The sequence below is a fragment of the Shinella daejeonensis genome (genome assembly GCF_024281235.1).
Lineage (GTDB): Bacteria > Pseudomonadota > Alphaproteobacteria > Rhizobiales > Rhizobiaceae > Shinella > Shinella daejeonensis.
Genome location: NZ_JAHWXY010000002.1, coordinates 727,505 through 746,138 on the forward strand (window position 1 = coordinate 727,505; position 18,634 = coordinate 746,138).

Genomic DNA, 18,634 nt, shown 5'->3' on the forward strand with positions numbered 1-18,634 from the left:
AGCCGGCCCTGTGGGCTGTAACCATCCCGACACGAAAATGACACTGCCCCTTCATCAACCGGGTTTAGAGCCGATCGGCAGATGACGATACCGATCTCCGCAAAAGAGGGTTCCGCCATGTTTCGACTGGACAATGTCACCCGCCGTTTCGGCAACCGCCTCGCGGTGGACGGTGTGACCGTCGATATCCCCCAAGGCCAGATGGTCGGGGTCATCGGTCGTTCGGGGGCGGGAAAATCCACGCTGTTGCGTATGATCAATCGCCTGTGCGATGTCAGCGAGGGATCGATCCGTTTCAATGATCTCGAGGTGTCGGCGCTGCGGGGCGGCGCCCTGCGCAACTGGCAGCGCGACTGCGCCATGATCTTCCAGCAGTTCAACCTCGTGCCTCGCCTCGACGTTCTGACCAATGTGCTGCTCGGAAGGCTCAACCATCGCCCGACGGCGCTCAGCATCCTCAATCTCTTCACCCGCGAGGAGCGCATCATGGCGATCGCCGCGCTCGAGCGGCTCGGTATCGAGCAGACGGCGTTGCAGCCCGCCGGAACGCTTTCCGGCGGCCAGCAGCAGCGCGTGGCGATCGCCAGGGCGCTGATGCAGGGGCCGAAGATGCTGCTGGCCGACGAGCCGATCGCCTCGCTCGATCCGCTCAATGCCCGCATCGTCATGGATGCGCTTCGCGACATCAACGAGCGCGAGGGCATCACCGTCATCACCAATCTCCATACGCTCGATACCGCGCGCGCCTATTGCGAGCGGGTGATCGGCATGGCTGCCGGTCGCGTCGTTTTCGACGGGCCGGCACAGGCGCTTAACGCCGAGGCGGTGCGCATGATCTACGGCGCCACAGAAGACGGCGCGGGGATCGACGAAAGCATCACCTCCACCGCCATCCGCCCGGCGGTGGCGAAGATCAAGGAATCCGCCGGCCCCAAACCGCTGGCACTGGCCGGCCTCTGAGCCGCCGGGATCGAGGGGCCCGCGTGAAGGGTCGATACCATTCCGGTCCGGCGCGGCCGGTCAAACAGGAGAAAGACCCATGCTGAAGAATATTCTTCTCGGCACCGTCGCGCTTGCCGCGCTTGCCGGTCCCGTCCAGGCCGAAGACCTCAAGGAATTCCGCGTCGGCATCATCGGCGGCGAGAACGAAGCCGACCGCCTGCGCAACTACCAGTGCCTCGGCGATCAGCTGAAGGCCGAATTCGGCTTCGAGAAGGTCTCCTTCTTCCCGGCCGCCGATTATGACGGCGTTATCCAGGGCCTGCTCGGCGGCACGCTCGATTATGCCGAACTTGGCGCATCCGGCTTCGCCAAGATCTATCTCGCCAAGGCCGATGCCGTCGAGCCCATCCTGACGACGATCCAGACGGACGGTTCGACCGGCTATTATTCCATCATGGTCGCCCGCAAGGATTCCGGGATCACCGGGATTGCGGATCTCAAGGGCAAGAAACTCGGTTTCGCCGATCCGGATTCGACGTCCGGTTACCTCGTTCCGCTCGTCACCCTGCCCGACGCGATCGGCGGCCCGGTCAAGGGATATTTCGCTGAAACCGGTTTCGGCGGCGGCCATGAGAATCTGGTTCTGGAAGTGCTGAAGGGCACCTTCGACGCCGGCACGACCTTCGGTTCGGGCGTTGGCGCCTGGAAGGACGGTTATACGTCCGGAAACCTGCACAAGATGGTCGAGAAGGGCATCGTCGACATGGACGATCTCGTCGAGATCTGGAAGTCGCCGCTGATCCCGAACGGTCCGATCGTCGTGCGCACGTCCATGGACGACGCGCTGAAGGTCAAGTTCAAGCAGTTCATGCTCGATCTGCCGAAGAAGGACCAGGCCTGCTTCTCCGCGGTGATGGGTGGCGATTTCACGGGCTTCGTCGAAGTCGACACGGATTTCTACAAGCCGATCATCGACGCCCGCAAGGCGACGATCGGCGGCTGAGCTTCGTCTCATTCTTCTTGCGCCGGCCGGTATCCGGCCGGCGCATCCTGTTTCCAGCGGATCGGATATCGCCTATGGCCACGAGCCTGTTCCAACACGGTTTCAGCGAGAAGGGAGCGCTTATCGAGCGCCACTGGCAGGAACTGAACGCTCGCCGCCGGCTCTATTCCTGGCTCGGCTTCGCCGTCCTCGCGCTGGCGCTGTCGGGTTCCCTGTGGTTTGCCAACGAAACCAATGCCGGCAAGTTCTTCGACCGGCTGCCGCATGTCTTCGATTTTGTCGGCGATCTCGCGCCGCGTGACGGCATGGAGGTCATCCGGGCGCTGTTCGATCTCGCCTCGCCCTATGACGACGGCAGCTTCAAGTATAATTATCCAGAGGGCCGCCTCTATCTGACCGACAGCCTCTATGTGCCGGAATATTTCCACAAGATGCTGGAGACGCTGAATATCGCGCTTTTCTCCACCATCATCGGCGGGGCTCTGGGGTTCGTGCTCTGCTTCCTTGCCGCCCGCAATACGATGTCGAACCGCCTCATGCGCGGATTTTCGTGCCGGGTGATGGAAATCCTGCGTGCCTTCCCCGAGGTGGTTCTGGCGGGTTTCTTCCTGGCCATCCTGTCGCTCGGGCCGCTGCCGGCGGTCATCGCCGTATCGATCCACACGGTGGGCGCGCTCGGGAAACTGTTCTTCGAGGTCGTCGAGAATGCCGACATGAAGGCGGAGGAGGGGCTTCGCGCAGTCGGCGCGAACTGGACCGAACGCGTGTGGTTCGGCTTCGTGCCGCAGGTCCTGCCGAACTTCGTCAGCTATTTTCTCCTGCGGCTGGAAATCAATGTCCGGGCCTCGACCATCATCGGCGCGGTCGGCGGCGGCGGCATTGGCGAACTGCTCAGGCTTTCCATCGGGCAGCGGCACGAGGCCAAGACGCTCGCCATCGTTCTTCTGCTGCTCGCCACCATTATCGCTGTCGACCAGTTTTCCGCCTGGTTGCGCCGCCGCCTGGTCGGTGATCAGGCCTTCCGGCTGGCCCAGTAGGAGCACGATATGACCGTCATCGCCCCCGCCCGCATGCAGGATATCGCCGACCGCCACGCCGGCCTCATCAAGAGCCCCTTCCGCCATCGCTTCCGCGTCGTGCTGCTGGCTGCCGGCGTGCTGCTCTATGTGGTCTATTGCTGGTGGTTCTTCGCCATCGGCCAGGTGCTCGGCTCCGCCAACTGGGGCATTGCCGGCACCTATCTGGCGGACTGGGTGTCCTACGAGGTCCGCCCGAGCGTCAGGATCGCGCCGGACGGGGCGATGGAGCTTTCCTATCCTCGCTCCTCGCCGCTCGGGCCGGACGCTTCGCCCGACTGGGTGGATGTCGAGCGGGCGATGATGATGCGCGTGAAGCCGGTGGCGCAGGCCGTGGCCGTCCCCGCTCCGGCGCAGCCGTCGGCGGCAAGCAGCTTCATGGCGCCCGGTGCGGCGACCGGCGGAGCGGAGCCCGTCGTCTCCGGCCAAACGGAGGTCCGCACGGAGGAGGAGGTCGTGACCCACGCCCGTATCCGCATCGGTTCCGCAGGTGTCATCGATGTGTGGCCCGAGCGGGTGATGGTCGAACATGGCGGGGAGCGGCTCGCCGTCCGTCTCGATCAGGAGAAAGGGGTTTTAGTCGAGGGGGCGCTTCCCGGCTGGGCGGCCCAGAAGGCTCCGGGCGAGAAGATCACCTTCTCCTTCGGTTTTTCCGGCCGGGGCGATATCGATACCGACGGGGTGACGGTTCGCAGGCGGTTTTTCGGCTGGGCGAATTTCCTGTTCGATATCAATTCGCCGTTCCATGGCAGGCCGATGGGAGAGGTCGCCTCGCTGGTCCTTTCCGGCGAGCGGATCGATCCGGCGCGGTCCAATCTGTCGCTCGCCTGGGACAATATCCTCTACAACGCGGAATGGCAGCATCTCGACGTCTGGACCAAGCTGCTGCAAACCATCGTCATGGCCTTCGTCGGCACGCTCTTTGCGATGCTTGCGGCGTTTCCGCTGTCGTTCCTCGCCGCGCGCAACATCACCCGCAACTGGCTGTCGAACCAGCTCAGCAAGCGGCTGTTCGATTTCTTGCGCTCCGTCGATATGCTGATCTGGGCGCTGTTCTTCACCCGCGCCTTCGGTCCGGGGCCGCTTGCCGGCATTTCCGCGATCTTTTTCACGGACACCGGAACGCTGGGCAAGCTCTATTCCGAGGCGCTGGAGAATATCGACGACAAGCAGCGCGAGGGTGTGAAATCGGTTGGGGCCGCGCCCGCCGCGGTGCAGCGTTACGGCGTGCTGCCGCAGGTCCTGCCGGTTTTCGCTTCCCAGGCACTCTATTTCTGGGAGTCCAACACCCGCTCGGCGACGATTATCGGGGCGGTCGGCGCCGGCGGCATCGGCCTGAAGCTGTGGGAGGCGATGCGCACCAACTCGGATTGGGAGAATGTCGCCTATATGGTGCTGCTCATCCTCGTCGTGGTCTTCATCTTCGACGGCCTTTCCAATAGGTTGCGCTCGCGGCTCATGGGAAGGCCGGCGCGATGATGGCAGGAGAGAACGCGATGCCGCCGTCCATGTCCTCCGCCGCGCCACGGGCCGCCCCTTGCGGGGACAACAGGAGTAAACCTTTGCGTTACGCCCTTTATTTCACGCCGCCGGCGGCCGATCCGCTGGCGCTTGCCGCCCGGCGCTGGCTCGGCCGCGACGCCTTCACCGGCGCGGCCGTCGATCCGGCCGTTGTGGCGGGACTTGACGCAAAGGCGTTTGCCGCCCTGACCGTCGATCCGCGCCGCTACGGTTTTCATGCCACGCTGAAAGCGCCCTTCACGCTGGCGGAGGGCCGGAGCGAGGCCGAACTGATCGAGGCCGTGGGGCGCTTTGCCGCCGAAAGCGGTCCGGTCCGGATACCGGAAGTCGTCGTCGGTCGGCTCGGCTCCTTCTTCGCGCTGGTCACGGCCGACCCCTGCGATGCGTTGCAGGATCTCGCCGCCGAAACCGTGCGCCGCTTCGAAAGGTTCCGTGCGCCGCTCACATCGGCCGATATCGCGCGCCGCAAGCCGGACGAACTGGGACCGGCGGAGCGCCAGAACCTTGTCCAATGGGGCTATCCTTACGTTTTCGACGAATTCCGCTTTCATATGACGTTGACGGGCCGGGTAGCGCCCGAGAACCGGGAGACGGTCGGAAAGGCGCTTCTCGACCATTTCGCCGCCTTCCACGGCCGCCCGCTCGAAATCGATCATCTGGCGCTGTTCCGCGAGCCGGCGCGCGGCGCGGATTTCAGCGTCCATTCCCTTTTTCCGCTCGGTGGAGCGGCCAACAGAAAGAGCGCATGACATGACCCGCGAGACCATTCTTTCCAATGCCCGTATCGTCCTGGAGGATCGGATCGTCGACGGCACGCTCGTGCTGCGCGACGGGCTGATCGCCGAGATTGCCGACAGGCCTTCGGCCGGGGGCGAGGACATGGAAGGGGATTACCTTCTCCCCGGACTGGTGGAGTTGCATACCGACCATCTGGAGGCCCATTACGCGCCGCGTCCCGGCGTGCGCTGGAGCAAGATGGCGGCGCTTCAGGCCCACGATGCGCAGGTGGCGGCTTCCGGCATCACGACCGTCTTCGATTGCCTGCGCATGGGAGCGGACGCCGAAAGCGGTTTTGAAATGGGCGAGATGCGCGCCATGGCCGATGCCCTTGCCGAAGCCCAGCGCGAGGACCGGCTGCGCGCCCAGCACCTCATCCATCTGCGCTGCGAGGTTTCGACCGACAACGTCCTTGAACATTTCGGGGCGTTTGACGACGATCCGCTGGTGCGCCTCGTCTCGCTGATGGACCATGCGCCGGGCCAGCGACAATTCCAGACGCTGGAGCAATATGCGGCCTATTATCAGGGCAAGCGCGGCATGTCGGACGCCGAGTTCGCGACGTTCTGCGCGCGCCAGCAAGCGTCTTCCGCCCGCTACGCCAAGCCGAATCGCGATGCCATCGCGGCGGCCTGCGCGGCGCGCGACATCACGGTGGCAAGCCATGACGACGCCACGCTGGACCACGTCGAGGAAGCCATCGGCTACGGCGTGCGCCTTGCGGAATTTCCCACCAGCGTCGCGGCGGCGAGAGCCTCGCACGAGGCGGGCATGAGCGTGCTGATGGGCGCGCCGAACATCGTGCGCGGCCAGTCCCATTCCGGCAATATCGCCGCCAGCGATCTGGTGCGGCTGGGTGTGCTCGATGTGCTTTCTTCCGATTATGTGCCCTTCAGCCTGCTGCATGCGCCCTTCATCCTCGCCGATACGGTCGAGAGCATCGACCTGCCGCAGGCGGTGACCATGGTCTCGGCGAAGCCGGCCCGCACCGTCGGGCTTGACGATCGCGGCCATATCGCGCCTGGCAAGCGCGCCGATATCGTGCGTGTCCGCCGTCCCTCCGGCGTGCCGGTCGTGCGGTCGGTCTGGCGCGAGGGACGGCGCGTGGCATGAGCGGGCAGGCGGATGCAGGCATGATGGTGGTCGTTGTCGGCCCGAGCGGCGCCGGCAAGGACAGCGTGATCGCCTACGCCGCCCGCCATTTCGCCGGCAATCCGCGCCTTGCCCTCGTGCGGCGTATCATAACCCGGCCGCCGGATGGAGGGTTCGAGGCGCATGAGGCGGTCGGCGTCGAGGAGTTCGCGCGGCGACGGGCCGAGGGTGCGTTTGCGGTCTCCTGGGAAGCCCACGGCCTTTGCTATGCCTTTCCCCGCGAAACGCTGGATATGCTGGACAGGGGCATGACGTTGGTCGCCAATGGCAGCCGCGCGGCGCTACCGGCGATCGCCGCGGCCTATCCGCGCCTGCGGGTCGTCACGGTCACCGCCCGGCCGGATATCCTGGCCGCCCGCCTTGCCGCGCGCGGACGCGAAGGCCCCGAGGCCATCGCCGGCCGGCTCCGGCGGGCCGTGGCGGAAACGCCGGGAGCGATGGTGATCGACAACAGCGGCGCGCTGGCGGAGGCGGGCGCAACCTTTATCGCACTGCTGGAAGAAACCCTGGAGCGGTCCCCGCAAACCGGATAGCGCTGTTTCGCGAAAGCGGAAATGCTCTACTTACGGCCGATCGGGCGATTCTCGCCGGCTCTGCGGGGTAATGGCCGTGTCAGGATGAACAGGCCGCTGGTGCATAGAATGAGGGCGACGACGCCGGCAAGCAGCCAGGAGGGGGTGACCCGGTAGCAGAAGAATACGAAGCCGGCCGCCATCAATCCAATGGAAATAATCTTAGCCCGAAGGGAAATCGCGCCTTCCCGGCGCCAGTCGCGAAGCGGCGGCCCCAGCCGGGGATGGTCCAGCAGCCAGCGTTCGAAACGCGGGGAAGAGCGCGAGAAGAGCCAGGCGGCGGCCAGAAGAAACGGCGTCGTGGGCAAAAGCGGCAGAAAGACACCGGCGATGCCGAGCGCCGTCATCGCAAATCCCGCCAGCATATAGATGGACCGCACGGTCGTTCCCTCTTGCAACAGCATCGAACGGACCCGGGACCGGGTCTTTCAGCCCATCGATTTAGGGCGATTCCCGCGCGAAGGCCATGCGGCGATATGCGCCGCCCCGCCGGTCCGGAGAGGCGGCGTAAAGGCTCAGTTCGGTCCTTGACCGGTCGCCGGAGTTTTCGTGCGCTTCGCGCGGGATGCTGTCGCTCCCGCCCCCGGGGCCTTACCCGCGTCGTCCCGCGGCGAAATCTCGATCAGCGGCTTGGCCGCTTTCGTGGAGGTCGCAGCAGATCCAGGTCTGTTCTGCCCGGCGGCTTCATGTTCCTGCTCCGCCTGCGCCCAGTGCACGGCGTCGAGACCATGCGGCCGGCCGGCCTCTTCCCAGAGAGCATAGGCCCTTTTGCTGATCCATTCCCTGTGTGCGTCCGTCATGGCTCGTCCTCTGCGTCGGAGTGGTTGATGGCGCGCTGCGGTTGTATCGGCAATCCGAAGCGCGATACGCCCGGATGCAAGCCGTACAGGCTTCATCCGATTTCCGGCACCGTTCGCTCCGGGCCTTCCGGCCGTGAAGGGAGCAGGTTTACCCTTCGAATCGTTCCCGTCAGAATGCGCGCAAAGCGTCGCGTCTTCAAGAGCGTCGCGGCTGCGTGCTCTCCTTATGCACGTGGAGATTGTGGATCTGGCCGCCCGGTGACGGCCAAAGCCGGTGCCGGTTGCGCATCGCTTGCATTTACTCTCGTGTCCGGAACGTAATCGGGATGGGGCATTTCTTTTCACGCCTTTGCCGGCAGCGGCCCGCATGCCCACAAATACCATCTTGTCATGTTGTAATGATAACATTATAGGATGAGAAAAGATTTCTGGAGGCTATCTGACATGTCTGACCGCCGTGAATTGGCGAATGCCATTCGTTTCCTGACCATCGATGTCGTGCAGAAGGCGAATTCGGGCCACCCCGGCACCGCCATGGGCATGGCGGATATCGCCGAAGTCCTGTGGAACGACTTTCTCCGGCACAATCCCGCCAATCCGAAATGGCCCAATCGCGATCGCTTCGTGCAGTCGAACGGCCATGGTTCGATGCTGATCTATTCGCTTCTGCACCTTTCCGGCTATGGCCTGACGGTCCAGGATCTCAAGGACCATCGCAAGATGCATTCCCGGACGCCGGGCCATCCGGAATATGGCATCACGGCCGGCGTCGAGACCACGACCGGCCCTCTCGGCCAGGGTTTCGCCACGGCTGTCGGCATGGCGCTTGCAGAGCGCAAGCTGGCGCAGGAGTTCAATCGCGACGGTTTCGACGTCGTCGATCACCATACCTACGTTTTTGTCGGTGACGGATGCCTGATGGAGGGGATCGCTCAGGAGGCGGCCTCGCTTGCCGGTACCCTCAAGCTCAACAAGCTGATCGCCGTTTATGACGACAACAAGATATCCATCGATGGCGAGACGCCCGGCTGGTTCGCCGACGATAGCGCCGCGCGCTTCCGCGCGCTCGGCTGGAACGTCGTTGCGGATGTCGATGGTCACGATGCGCAGGCCATCGCCGATGCTTTCGCCGCCGCGCGCCGTTCGTCCGACAAGCCCACGCTGATCTGCTGCAAGACGATCATCGGCTATGGGTCTCCCAACAAGCAGGGTAAGGAAGAGGTGCACGGCGCGCCGCTCGGGGCCGACGAGGTCGCCCGCACCCGCGAGCATCTCGGCTGGCCGCATGAGGCTTTCGTCGTGCCGGATGCGATCATGCGGGCCTGGGACGCCCGTCCGCGCGGCGAGAAGGTGGAGGCCGAATGGCGCGCGCTTTTTGACGCCTACAAGGCTGCCCATCCCGCGCTCGCGGCGGAACTGGAGCGTCGTCTGGCCGGCGATCTCCCGGAGGGTTTCGATGCCCTGGTGTCGGGAGAGGTGGAGCGGATCCTTGCCGCCGGACCGGTCAGGCAGCCGGTTCGGAAGGCTTCGAACCGGGTTCTCGGCAACCTTCTGCAATCCCTTCCCGAAGTGATCGGCGGTTCGGCCGACGTGTCGCTGTCGACGCTGGCCTGGACCGGCGCGGCGCGTTCGATCACCCCCGACGACTTCTCGGGCAATTTCGTGCATTACGGCGTGCGTGAATTCGGCATGTCGGCGATGATGAACGGCATGGCGGCCCACGGCGGCCTTATTCCCTATGGCGCCTGCTATCTGGTTTTCAGCGACTACAGCCGCAACGCCGTTCGTCTTTCGGCGCTGATGGGCCTCAAGTCGATCTTCGTCTATACGCACGATTCCATCGGTGTGGGCGAGGACGGGCCGACGCATCAGCCCTGCGAGCAGCTGGTGGCGCTGCGGGCCATTCCGAACATGTCGCTGTGGCGGCCGGGCAGCGAGCTGGAGGCGCTGGCCGCATGGGATTGCGCGCTGAAGCGCCAGGGGCCGAGCGTCATCGTCGCGGCCCGTCAGGACGGTGCGGCCGTGATGCATGGCCCGGACGACCTCGAAGGCATTCGCAAGGGCGGCTATGTGCTGCGGGAGGCCGATGGCAAGCCCGATATCGTCCTCGTGGCGACGGGTACGGAGCTTGCGCTTGTGCTGGAGGCCGGTGTGGCGCTCGAAAGCCAGGGCAAGGCCGTGCGCGTCGTCTCCATTCCCAACGGCAATCTTTTCGCGGCGCAGGATCGTGAATATCAAGATAGCGTGCTTGCTTTCGGAACGCCGGCGGTCTTTGTCGAGGCGGCGTCGCCGATCTACTGGTATCAGTTCCTCAAGGGGCCGGGTACGGTCGTCGGCGTCGACCGCTTCGGCGAATCCGCGCCGGGGCCGGAAATCTATCGCGCATTGAACCTGACGGCCGAAAGAATCGTTTCCGAGGCCGGGCAGCTTCTGCGCTGACACGACGCGATAGGGTTGCGGGAGGGGATATGTATCTCGGCATCGATCTTGGCACCGGTTCGGTCAAAGCGCTTCTGATCGACGACGACGGAAAGGTCGTCGCCGAGGCTTCCCGAACCTATCCCGTCTCCTCGCCGCGGCCCGGCTATGCGGAAAGCGCGCCTGCGGACTGGTGGGCGCAGACGGTGGCCGCCGTTCGCGCCTGCTGCGGGGAGCGGGGCGGGGCGGTCCGTGGCATCGGGCTTTCGGGCCAGGCCCATGGCCTGGTCGTTCTCGGTGACGATGAAAGGCCGTTGCGCCCGGCGATCCTCTGGGCGGACCAGCGGGCGGCCGCGCAGATGGAGCGTGTCCTGCAACTGCCGGAAGATGTGCGGCGGCCGCTCGCCAACCCGGTGGTCAGCGGTATGGCGGGGCTTTCCCTGCTATGGCTGCGGGAGAACGAGCCGCAGAGCTATGCCGCGATCCGCCGCATCCTGTCGCCGAAGGACTGGCTGCGCCTCGTCATGACGGGCGAGGTGGCGACGGAGCCTGCCGACGCCTCGATGACGCTGCTCTACGACATTAACGCCGACTGCTGGGCGACGGACTTCCTTGCAGCCCTCTCGATCGACCCGGCGATCCTTGCGCCGGTGGTCGAATCCCACGCGGTCGCGGGCCGGCTGTCGGCGACTGTGGCCGCCGAATTCGGGCTTCCGGCCGGCACGCCCGTCGCCGCCGGACTTGCCGATTCGGCTGCCTGCCTTTTCGGCATGGGCCAGACGACGCCCGGCTCGACGATCCTGCAAGTCGGATCCGGCATCCAGATCATGTCGGTGGTGGAAGGCGTCGAGCCGCGCATCCAGCCGTTCTACAACAGCTATCGCGCCATCGGACGCAGCCTCTACAGCATGGCCGCGCTCCAGAACGGCGGAACCGTGTTCGAATGGGCCCGGGCGATCCTCGGCGCATCCTGGCCCGAAATGTACCGCGCCGGCTTCAAAGAGAACGAAGGCAACGGCGGGATCGTCTTCCTGCCCTATGCGGCGGGCGAACGCGCGCCGCTGCTCGATCCGAACGCCTCGGCGGCCTGGGCCTATATGCGGCTCGGCTGCACGCGCAATCAGCTCATCCGTTCCGTCTTCGAGGGCGTGGCCCTTGCGGTGCGCGACAGTTGGGATGCGATGCGGGAAATCGGCGTGTCGGCCGACCGGATCCTCCTGACCGGTGGGGGCAGTGTCGATCCGCGCTGGCAGCAGATGCTGGCGGATATCCTGCAAGTCCCGCTCGTTCCAGCCCATGAACTGGGCAACGCGACGATCGGCGCCGCTTATCTGGGTGGGCTAGCCGCCGACCGCTGGAGCGGGCTTTCGGACATTCCGGTTCCCGAAAGCCCCGGCGCTCCCGTCGAGCCGCGACCCTTCGACGGGCTGGACGAACTGCTTTTCCGTTTCCGCGGAACCTACCGCGGGCTCAAGGGAAACGAGAGCACGGCGTAGGGTGTCTCCAGCCGGAGTGAGATCGCTTCGGCGTTGGATAATACGCTAAAAACAATATATTGGAGCGATTCCGGAAAAAGCGGGAGTCGGCCCCCCGCATCTATACGCTTGCAAAGTAAAGATCTTCGATTGCCCGAACATCGCTGGCATCGCTTATGGTCCGTTCGGCGGCGATCCGTCCGTTTTTCAGGACGAGTACCTTGTCCGCGATATCCGTGATGCGGGCGGTGGACTGTTCGACCACCAGAAGCGTAAGGCCGCTTTCGCGCAGCGATCCCAGCATGTCGTAGATGCCATCGGTCACCATGGGCGCAAGCCCGAGCGAAGGCTCGTCGATCATCAGCAGCGTCGGGCGCTGGACCAGGGCGCGGGCGATTGCCAGCTGCTGCTGCTCACCGCCGGAAAGCATGCCGGCCGACCCCCTGTATCGCGCCTTGAGAATGGGAAACTGCGTCAGGACACGCTCTTCGTCTTCCTGAAATTGCGCCGTGTCGGATGAGACCACTCTGGCAAGCCGGAGATTTTCGGCGACGGACATGGTTGCAAAGACATGGCGTCCCTCGGGCACCAGGCACAGGCCGGAACGCACATTGGCCTCGATCGACCGGCCGGTAATGCTTGCGCCACGGAACGAGACGGCGCCGGCTGCCGGCGGGTGCGCGCCGATGATGGTCTGAACCAGGGTCGACTTGCCGGCACCGTTGGGACCCACCACGAAGACGGCCTCACCCGCTTCGATGCCGAACGAAACCCCGTGCAGCGCCGGCGTCCGTCCGTAGCGCGCGTCGATCTCCGTCACTTCCAGCAGGGCCATCCGCAGTCTCCATGTCGTTTTCCTCTTGACCGGGAGGACGATGCACGACACGTTGTCCATTGTCCACAAAATTTACATAAGTGCGCGAAGAGCGCCGAATGGGGAACTTCGATGGGAATTCTAGACCTGCCGCGAGGCGGGCCGTCCGGGTATCCGGGTTCGCGGCTCATCGCCGAAGGTGTCACGGTCCGCTTCGGCGGGGTCTCCGCCCTGTCCGGCGTCGATCTGGAACTGGGGCAATCGGAGATCGTCGGCCTTATCGGTCCGAACGGGGCCGGAAAGACGACGCTCGTGAATGTGCTGACCGGCTTTCAGCGTCCGACACAGGGAAAGGTCGAACTGGATGGCCTGGATCTGAGGAGCGACAAGCCGTTTCAGCTTGCGGCGCGCGGCATCAGCCGCACCTTTCAGGCCGGCCGCCTGTTCAGGCGGCTCACCGTCCGCGAAAATCTGGAAGTCGCAGGCTTCCATACCGGATGCACCCGGCGTCAGGCGCGGGAGACCGCGGATCGCCTTCTGGAGGAACTGGACCTCACGGCTTTTGCCGGGAGCACAGCCGGCAGCCTCAACTATGGTCACGAACGACGGGTGGGTATCGGCCGCGCGCTCGCGACGAAACCGAAATTCGTCCTGATGGACGAGCCCGCATCCGGCATGAACGACGCCGAATGCGAGGAACTGGTCGCCTGTATCGCCGGTATCCCGGCGCAATTCGGCTGCGGTGTCCTGCTCATCGAGCACAATATGAAGGTCATCCTCAACGCCTGTGAACGCATCCAGGTCATGGACGGCGGCAAGCGGATCGCCATGGGCAAGCCGAAAGCGATCATCACCGACGCGCGTGTCCGCGCTGCCTATTTCGGAACGCGCCATGCCACCGCCGCCGGCGGCAACGGGATCCATTGACATGGGATACTTCCTTCAGGTTGTCATCGACGCCGTCAGCCTCGGCAGTCTCTTTGCGCTCGTTTCGCTTTCCATCGGCCTCATCTTCGGCATCATGCGGCTGATCAATTTCGCGCAAGGGGACTTCGTGACGATCGGCGCCTATTCGTTGCTGGCGCCTGCCGCCGGCGCGGCGCCGGTGCTGTTCCTCGGCGCGCTGCCCTGGCCGCTGATGATCGTTCTCGTTCTTGCCGTCGTCGTCGTCCTGGCGCTCGTCACCGAGCGTGTCGCGTTTCGCCCGCTTCGCAACGCCGAGCCCGCGACCCTCCTCGTCTCCTCCTTCGCCGTCAGCTATTTCCTGCAAAATCTCGTCATCGTGCTCTATACGAGCCGGCCGAAGGCGTTGTCGCTGGGGACGGAGATTTCCACCGTCGTCGATATATTCGGGCTTCGCATCGCCAGTATCCAGCTGCTGACGATCGTGGTCACGATCACGCTTCTCGTCGCGATCTCGGCCTTCCTGCGGTTTACGCCGCTCGGCTTGCAGATGCGTGCTTCCGCAGAGAACTTCCGCATGGCCCGGCTGTTGGGCGTAAGGGCCAACCGCGTCATTGCCGGCGCATTCGCCATAGCCGGCTTTCTGGGCGGGGTCGTCGCCCTGCTTTTAACGGCGCAGACCGGTGTCATCGATGTCAGGGCCGGCGCGACTCTCGCGGTCTTCGGCTTTTTCGCGACGGTTATCGGCGGAATGGGCAGCCTCGTCGGCGCGGCGCTCGGCGGCTTTCTCGTGGGAGCGGTCAGTGCGGTGCTTCAGACGATCCTGCCGGCCGATGTCCGGCCATTTCGCGATGCCGTCGTCTTTGCCGCCGTGATCGTGGTTCTCCTTGTTCGCCCGCGCGGCATCATCGCATCGAAATCGAAGGAAAGAGTATGATCGCGGCCCGAAACAATTTCATTTGCCACCTCAAAGCCGCCACGCCGGTCCTTCTTCTGATCGTGCCGCTCGTGCTTGCCGCGCTGCTTGCCGACCAGTTCGGTTCGATTGGCGTCCTGCGTTCCGTCACGGAAGCGTTGATCAAGATCGTCGTCGTCGTCGGGCTTTACATCTTTATCGGAAATTCCGGTGTCATCTCGCTCGGCGGGACCGCGTTCATGGCGATTGCCGCCTATGCGACCACCTGGCAGACATGCTGTAGCATGATGAAGCCGATGGTCATGAGCGGACTGCCGGAATTCCTGAAGCATATGACCGTGCCCTTCGCCCCGGCCGCGCTGATCGCGGTCGCGCTCGCCGGCCTGGCGGCATTCATCTCCGGCCTCGTGCTGATGCGTCTTTCCGGGCTGGCGGCGGCAATCGGCACGCTGGCGCTGCTTTTCATCGTCAATGTCACCTATTCGAACTGGGACAGCGTGACGATGGGCGCAAGTTCCGTGGTTGGGATCCCGACCTATGTCACGGTGTGGATCGCGCTTGCGGCCGCCAGCGGGTCGATCGTCGTCGCCTACCTGTTCCAGATCTCCCGCGCGGGGCTGGCGTTGCGCGCCACCAGGGAAGATGAAATCGCCGCGCAGGCCGTCGGGATTTCCATCTTCCGGACACGCCTTCTGGCGTTCACCATTTCCGGTGCGGTCCTCGGACTGGCGGGCGTGCTCTATGCCCACTTCCTCGGTGTCCTGGCGATCGACATGTTCTTCATGCAGCTGACCTTCCTCAGCCTTTCCATGCTTGTCGTCGGCGGCATGGGCAGTCTTGCCGGGGCGGTGGTGGGCGTCGTCTCTCTGTCGCTTGTGATCGAGCTTTTCCGGACGCTGGAGCGTGGGATCTGGCTTGGGGAGACGAAGGCATCCCTGCCGGCGGGAAGCCAGGAACTGGTGCTTGCCGTCATCATGCTCTGCATCCTCATCTGGAGAAGGGAGGGCATCATGGGCTGGAAGGAAATCACCTGGCCTTTCACGCGGCATCAGCCCGTGAGCGCTTCTGGTGAGAAGATCGAAGCGGCGGCATGAAAGGAAAGGCGCTCCGCCCTTTCTCGAAAACCCGGTGGCGGTCGCGATTCCCGCGATCGCGCCGCGCGGGGGCGGTCTGGTGGCGATCCTCAAGGGCTGGCGAGGTTCTTTCGTGACAGATCGCGCACGTCGCGTTCGCCGCAGAGCGCCATCGTCGTATCGAGTTCGCGCCGGATGATGTCGAGCGCCTGTGTGACGCCCTGCTTGCCGGATGCGCCGAGGCCGTAGAGGAACGGCCGCCCGATGTAGGTGCCTTTCGCACCGAGGCAGAGTGATTTCAAGACATCCTGCCCCGAGCGGATGCCGCCGTCGATATGAACCTCGATCCTGTCGCCGACCGCCTCGACGATGCGGGGCAGCATGCTGATCGTGGACGGCGCGCCATCCAGCTGGCGGCCGCCGTGGTTGGAGACGATGATGGCGTCCGCGCCGGTTCGCACCGCCATCTGTGCGTCTTCCACGTCCAGAATGCCTTTCAGGATGAGCTTGCCGCCCCAGCGGTTCCTGACCCATTCGATATCGTCCCAGCAAAGGGTCGGGTCGAAGGTGTCGCCGGTCCAGGCGGCAAGGCTCTCCAGATCGTTGACGCCGTGCGCATGGCCGACGATGTTGCGGAACGTCCTTCGCTTCGTACCGAGCATTTTCAGGCACCAGCCGGGGTGGCGCGCCATCTGGAAGAGGTGATCCGGCGTGAAGCGGGGAGGGGCCGACAATCCGTTGCGAATGTCCTTGTGGCGCTGTCCCATGATTTGCAGGTCGAGCGTCAAGACGAGTGCGGAACAGCCCGCCGCCTTGGCGCGGTCGATGAGCGTCAGCGCGAAATCGCGGTCACGGTTGATATAGAGCTGAAACCAGAACGGCTTTGTCGTGACCGATGCGACATCCTCGATGGAGCAGATGCTGACGGTCGAAAGGGTGAAGGGGACGCCGAATTCCTCGGCGGCCTGCGCCGCCAGCATCTCGCCGTCGGCATGCTGCATTCCCGCCATGCCCGTTGGTGCAAGGGCGACCGGCATCGATACGGGTTGCCCGATCATCTCGCTTGCAAGGGACCGGTTCTCCATGTCCACCATCACGCGCTGGCGCAGCTTGATCCGGGTGAAGTCCTCTTCGTTGGCGCGATAGGTGCTCTCGGTCCACGAGCCTGAATCGGCGTAGTCGAAAAACATCCGGGGCACACGCTTGCGGGCGCGGGCCTTGAGGTCGTCGATGGTAAGGGGCGGATGCAAAGTCTCTCCTTTTCCGCGCTCGTGGATTGCGGACCGTCAAACTCGTCATGTGCGATAGATGCGTGGACCGCGCGAAGGGGCGCGCGGTCCGGTTTACTCGATCAGGCCGCCGTTCTCAAAGCGTTTCGACGTTGCGTGGTCGCGGTGAGATCGATGGCGTAGCCGAGATCGTTTTCGGACGGGGTGAGCACGACGCCGTAGATGTCGCGCGCGCGTTCCAGCGTCTCCCATCGCTCGGCAACGTCGTAGAGGACGCGCTGCGGATCGCGATCGAGCGGGTTGCCGTAGCCGCCGCCGGAATTGTCGATGCCACGCAGCCATTCTCCGGGCGCAAGATCGACCTGGGCGACACCCGGAAGCCGCTCTTCATTGCCGTCCAGATCGATCTTGAAGGTTCTGGCGCCGGGGCTGTCGTGGCCGCCGTTGACCCCCTTGGGCGGAAACACCTGCCCGTCGCAGGGAATGGCGACGGTCATCGTGTCCTTCTTCGGGCCGTAGACGAGTTCGGCTCCGGGTGCGCCGCGGAATTTGCCCGGAGCACAGGTGCCCGGATGAATCTGGACGGATTTCATCTGGATCGGATGCTTGACCTCGACCAGTTCGACGGAGTCCCGGTAGATGAGGCCGGCTGCAACCGGAATGCCATAGGTCAGCCATCCGTCCGCAGACGGGCTTGCCGGGCCGCCGTTGCCGCCGACGAAGAGCTGGTTGATGTAGACCTCGTTGTCGCGGCGGAAATCCCTGCCGGAGACGACAGCCCACCCGGCTCCCATGCCGACGCCGCCTTCCGCAAGCCCGTAACCGTCGCCGAGTTTGGCGAGCGCGGACTGGGTAAGATTGACCAGACGGTCGCCGACGTTGGTCGTCGCGATCGACGCGGAATGCGGAAAGCTCGTTCGCCCGATGACGGCGCCGTCACGCAGCAGCACCCGCACGCGGCGGAAGATGCCGGCGCAGCGCGGAATGTCCGGATCGAGGCAGTTCATGACGCCGGCGATCGAATTGTTGATCGCGCAGGCCTCGCAAACGTTGAAGCCGTTGTCGAGGCAATCGATATTGTCCCGAAGATCGATCTCGATGGTCGCTTCGGCCGGATCGATGGTGATCTTGCAGTTGATGGGAATGCCGTCGGGAAGGCCCGGCAGGGGATCATGCGCGCCATTGTGCGTAATGGTGGCCGCCGGCATCTTGCTGATGGCCTGGATGGTGCGCTTTTCCGAATAGTCGATCCACTGCCTGATGAACGCCTTGACCTTGTCCTTGCCATACTTGCGGCAGAACTCCGCAAGACGGCGTTCGCCCACCCGCGCGGATCCGACGGCGGCGAGGAAGTCACCGTACCACTGATCCGGTACGCGAATGCGCTTGCGGCACATGCGGATGATGTCGTCGACCATCTTGTAGTCTCGCTGGACCCGCACGCAGGGGAAGATCAGGCCGCCTTCTTCGTAAACGTCGCGGGCGTAGGGCGCATAGGTCGTGGGTGTCGAATTGCCGGTGTCGGCCTGATGGGATTTCGCGCAGACCGTGAACATGTGCTCCCCGTCGACGAAGACGGGCACGAGGATCGTATGATCCGCCGGGTGGGTGTTGCCCATATAGGGATCATTGTGGAGGAAGGCGTCTCCCGGCGCCAGATCGTCATGCAGCTGCTGCATCGAGATCGTCTGTAGATGCGAGCCGAAAATGTGGACGGGAAGCCCTTCGGCGGTCGCCAGCAGTTCGTTGTCGCCCGTGACGATCGCGCAGGACATGTCGCGGGCGCTGGCGATGACCGCGGAGCGGGCGGCGCGCAACAGGGTGCTCGTCATCTCGCGCACGATGCCGTCGACCCGGTTGGCCATGATGGACAACAGCATCGGATCGATGGCTTCGGAAGCGGGCGACGGGGAGGGATTTACGGTGGGAGCGTTCATTTCAGGAACCCTTTGACTGTTCGCGG

The 18,634-nt window shown here is 64.4% G+C and carries 17 protein-coding genes; 12 read left to right on the forward strand and 5 right to left on the reverse strand.

All coding sequences use genetic code 11. From position 1 onward, the window contains the following. Nucleotides 1-117 precede the first annotated feature (117 nt). The 7 genes from phnC (at nt 118) to phnN (ending at nt 7,004) form a co-directional block, all read left to right on the forward strand. Complete coding sequence (gene phnC, locus KYK29_RS09945) at nt 118-960, forward strand: phosphonate ABC transporter ATP-binding protein (RefSeq protein WP_254690722.1); 843 nt, start codon at nt 118-120, stop codon at nt 958-960. A gap of 79 nt (nt 961-1,039) precedes the next feature. Further along, nucleotides 1,040-1,945: a phosphonate ABC transporter substrate-binding protein gene (gene phnD, locus KYK29_RS09950; protein WP_254690723.1), complete on the forward strand. Its 906-nt coding sequence runs from the start codon at nt 1,040-1,042 to the stop codon at nt 1,943-1,945. Between the two features lie 74 nt (nt 1,946-2,019). Further along, nucleotides 2,020-2,982: a phosphonate ABC transporter, permease protein PhnE gene (gene phnE, locus KYK29_RS09955; RefSeq protein WP_254690724.1), complete on the forward strand. Its 963-nt coding sequence runs from the start codon at nt 2,020-2,022 to the stop codon at nt 2,980-2,982. A gap of 9 nt (nt 2,983-2,991) precedes the next feature. Then, nucleotides 2,992-4,500 carry a phosphonate ABC transporter, permease protein PhnE gene (gene phnE, locus KYK29_RS09960; RefSeq protein WP_254690725.1) on the forward strand — a complete coding sequence of 503 codons (1,509 nt, stop codon included), beginning with the start codon at nt 2,992-2,994 and terminating at the stop codon, nt 4,498-4,500. Nucleotides 4,501-4,583: 83 nt separating this feature from the next. Then, nucleotides 4,584-5,291: a DUF1045 domain-containing protein gene (locus tag KYK29_RS09965; RefSeq protein ID WP_254690726.1), complete on the forward strand. Its 708-nt coding sequence runs from the start codon at nt 4,584-4,586 to the stop codon at nt 5,289-5,291. A 1-nt stretch (nt 5,292) separates the two neighbouring features. Beyond that, nucleotides 5,293-6,432, forward strand: a complete 1,140-nt coding sequence (locus KYK29_RS09970; RefSeq protein ID WP_254690727.1) for an alpha-D-ribose 1-methylphosphonate 5-triphosphate diphosphatase — start codon at nt 5,293-5,295, stop codon at nt 6,430-6,432. A 20-nt stretch (nt 6,433-6,452) separates the two neighbouring features. Beyond that, nucleotides 6,453-7,004 carry a phosphonate metabolism protein/1,5-bisphosphokinase (PRPP-forming) PhnN gene (phnN, locus tag KYK29_RS09975; RefSeq protein ID WP_254690728.1) on the forward strand — a complete coding sequence of 184 codons (552 nt, stop codon included), beginning with the start codon at nt 6,453-6,455 and terminating at the stop codon, nt 7,002-7,004. Between the two features lie 26 nt (nt 7,005-7,030). Here phnN and KYK29_RS09980 read toward each other — a convergent pair whose 3' ends face one another. Both KYK29_RS09980 and KYK29_RS09985 read right to left on the reverse strand, forming a co-directional pair. Continuing rightward, nucleotides 7,031-7,408: a YbaN family protein gene (locus tag KYK29_RS09980; RefSeq protein ID WP_254690882.1), complete on the reverse strand. Its 378-nt coding sequence runs from the start codon at nt 7,406-7,408 to the stop codon at nt 7,031-7,033. Nucleotides 7,409-7,558: 150 nt separating this feature from the next. Then, nucleotides 7,559-7,843: a DUF2934 domain-containing protein gene (locus tag KYK29_RS09985; RefSeq protein ID WP_254690729.1), complete on the reverse strand. Its 285-nt coding sequence runs from the start codon at nt 7,841-7,843 to the stop codon at nt 7,559-7,561. Nucleotides 7,844-8,287: 444 nt separating this feature from the next. Here KYK29_RS09985 and tkt point away from each other — a divergent pair, with 444 nt between their 5' ends. Both tkt and KYK29_RS09995 read left to right on the forward strand, forming a co-directional pair. Next, entirely contained in the window at nt 8,288-10,282 is a 1,995-nt protein-coding gene (gene tkt / locus KYK29_RS09990) for a transketolase (protein WP_254690730.1), read from the forward strand. A gap of 29 nt (nt 10,283-10,311) precedes the next feature. After that, on the forward strand, nt 10,312-11,757 hold the full coding sequence (locus tag KYK29_RS09995; protein ID WP_254690731.1) for a xylulokinase: 1,446 nt from the start codon (nt 10,312-10,314) through the stop codon (nt 11,755-11,757). A 100-nt stretch (nt 11,758-11,857) separates the two neighbouring features. On the opposite strand, the gene KYK29_RS10000 is transcribed toward KYK29_RS09995, so the two are convergent. Beyond that, nucleotides 11,858-12,571 carry an ABC transporter ATP-binding protein gene (locus KYK29_RS10000; RefSeq protein ID WP_254690732.1) on the reverse strand — a complete coding sequence of 238 codons (714 nt, stop codon included), beginning with the start codon at nt 12,569-12,571 and terminating at the stop codon, nt 11,858-11,860. A gap of 111 nt (nt 12,572-12,682) precedes the next feature. Between KYK29_RS10000 and KYK29_RS10005 the strand changes: the two genes are divergently transcribed. From KYK29_RS10005 to KYK29_RS10015, 3 genes are read left to right on the forward strand one after another with little or no spacing between them, the layout of a single operon-like run. Beyond that, nucleotides 12,683-13,477, forward strand: a complete 795-nt coding sequence (locus KYK29_RS10005) for an ABC transporter ATP-binding protein (RefSeq protein ID WP_254690733.1) — start codon at nt 12,683-12,685, stop codon at nt 13,475-13,477. Nucleotide 13,478: 1 nt separating this feature from the next. Further along, entirely contained in the window at nt 13,479-14,390 is a 912-nt protein-coding gene (locus KYK29_RS10010; RefSeq protein ID WP_254690734.1) for a branched-chain amino acid ABC transporter permease, read from the forward strand. Further along, nucleotides 14,387-15,463, forward strand: a complete 1,077-nt coding sequence (locus tag KYK29_RS10015) for a branched-chain amino acid ABC transporter permease (protein WP_254690735.1) — start codon at nt 14,387-14,389, stop codon at nt 15,461-15,463. Before KYK29_RS10010 ends, KYK29_RS10015 begins: the two co-directional genes overlap by 4 nt. Before the next feature lie 89 nt (nt 15,464-15,552). Here KYK29_RS10015 and KYK29_RS10020 read toward each other — a convergent pair whose 3' ends face one another. Beyond that, nucleotides 15,553-16,692 carry an alpha-hydroxy acid oxidase gene (locus KYK29_RS10020; RefSeq protein WP_302795452.1) on the reverse strand — a complete coding sequence of 380 codons (1,140 nt, stop codon included), beginning with the start codon at nt 16,690-16,692 and terminating at the stop codon, nt 15,553-15,555. Between the two features lie 101 nt (nt 16,693-16,793). Next, complete coding sequence (locus KYK29_RS10025) at nt 16,794-18,608, reverse strand: hydantoinase B/oxoprolinase family protein (RefSeq protein WP_254690736.1); 1,815 nt, start codon at nt 18,606-18,608, stop codon at nt 16,794-16,796. Nucleotides 18,609-18,634 lie beyond the last annotated feature (26 nt).

Bases quoted from the DNA above. Each gene is read 5' to 3' on its own strand.
- phnC (WP_254690722.1), top strand. From the start codon at position 118: ATGTTTCGACTGGACAATGTCACCCGCCGTTTCGGCAACCGCCTCGCG.
- phnD (WP_254690723.1), top strand. From the start codon at position 1,040: ATGCTGAAGAATATTCTTCTCGGCACCGTCGCGCTTGCCGCGCTTGCC.
- phnE (WP_254690724.1), top strand. From the start codon at position 2,020: ATGGCCACGAGCCTGTTCCAACACGGTTTCAGCGAGAAGGGAGCGCTT.
- phnE (WP_254690725.1), top strand. From the start codon at position 2,992: ATGACCGTCATCGCCCCCGCCCGCATGCAGGATATCGCCGACCGCCAC.
- KYK29_RS09970 (WP_254690727.1), top strand. From the start codon at position 5,293: ATGACCCGCGAGACCATTCTTTCCAATGCCCGTATCGTCCTGGAGGAT.
- phnN (WP_254690728.1), top strand. From the start codon at position 6,453: ATGATGGTGGTCGTTGTCGGCCCGAGCGGCGCCGGCAAGGACAGCGTG.
- KYK29_RS09980 (WP_254690882.1), bottom strand. From the start codon at position 7,408: ATGCTGGCGGGATTTGCGATGACGGCGCTCGGCATCGCCGGTGTCTTT.
- KYK29_RS09985 (WP_254690729.1), bottom strand. From the start codon at position 7,843: ATGACGGACGCACACAGGGAATGGATCAGCAAAAGGGCCTATGCTCTC.
- tkt (WP_254690730.1), top strand. From the start codon at position 8,288: ATGTCTGACCGCCGTGAATTGGCGAATGCCATTCGTTTCCTGACCATC.
- KYK29_RS09995 (WP_254690731.1), top strand. From the start codon at position 10,312: ATGTATCTCGGCATCGATCTTGGCACCGGTTCGGTCAAAGCGCTTCTG.
- KYK29_RS10000 (WP_254690732.1), bottom strand. From the start codon at position 12,571: ATGGCCCTGCTGGAAGTGACGGAGATCGACGCGCGCTACGGACGGACG.
- KYK29_RS10005 (WP_254690733.1), top strand. From the start codon at position 12,683: ATGGGAATTCTAGACCTGCCGCGAGGCGGGCCGTCCGGGTATCCGGGT.
- KYK29_RS10010 (WP_254690734.1), top strand. From the start codon at position 13,479: ATGGGATACTTCCTTCAGGTTGTCATCGACGCCGTCAGCCTCGGCAGT.
- KYK29_RS10015 (WP_254690735.1), top strand. From the start codon at position 14,387: ATGATCGCGGCCCGAAACAATTTCATTTGCCACCTCAAAGCCGCCACG.
- KYK29_RS10025 (WP_254690736.1), bottom strand. From the start codon at position 18,608: ATGAACGCTCCCACCGTAAATCCCTCCCCGTCGCCCGCTTCCGAAGCC.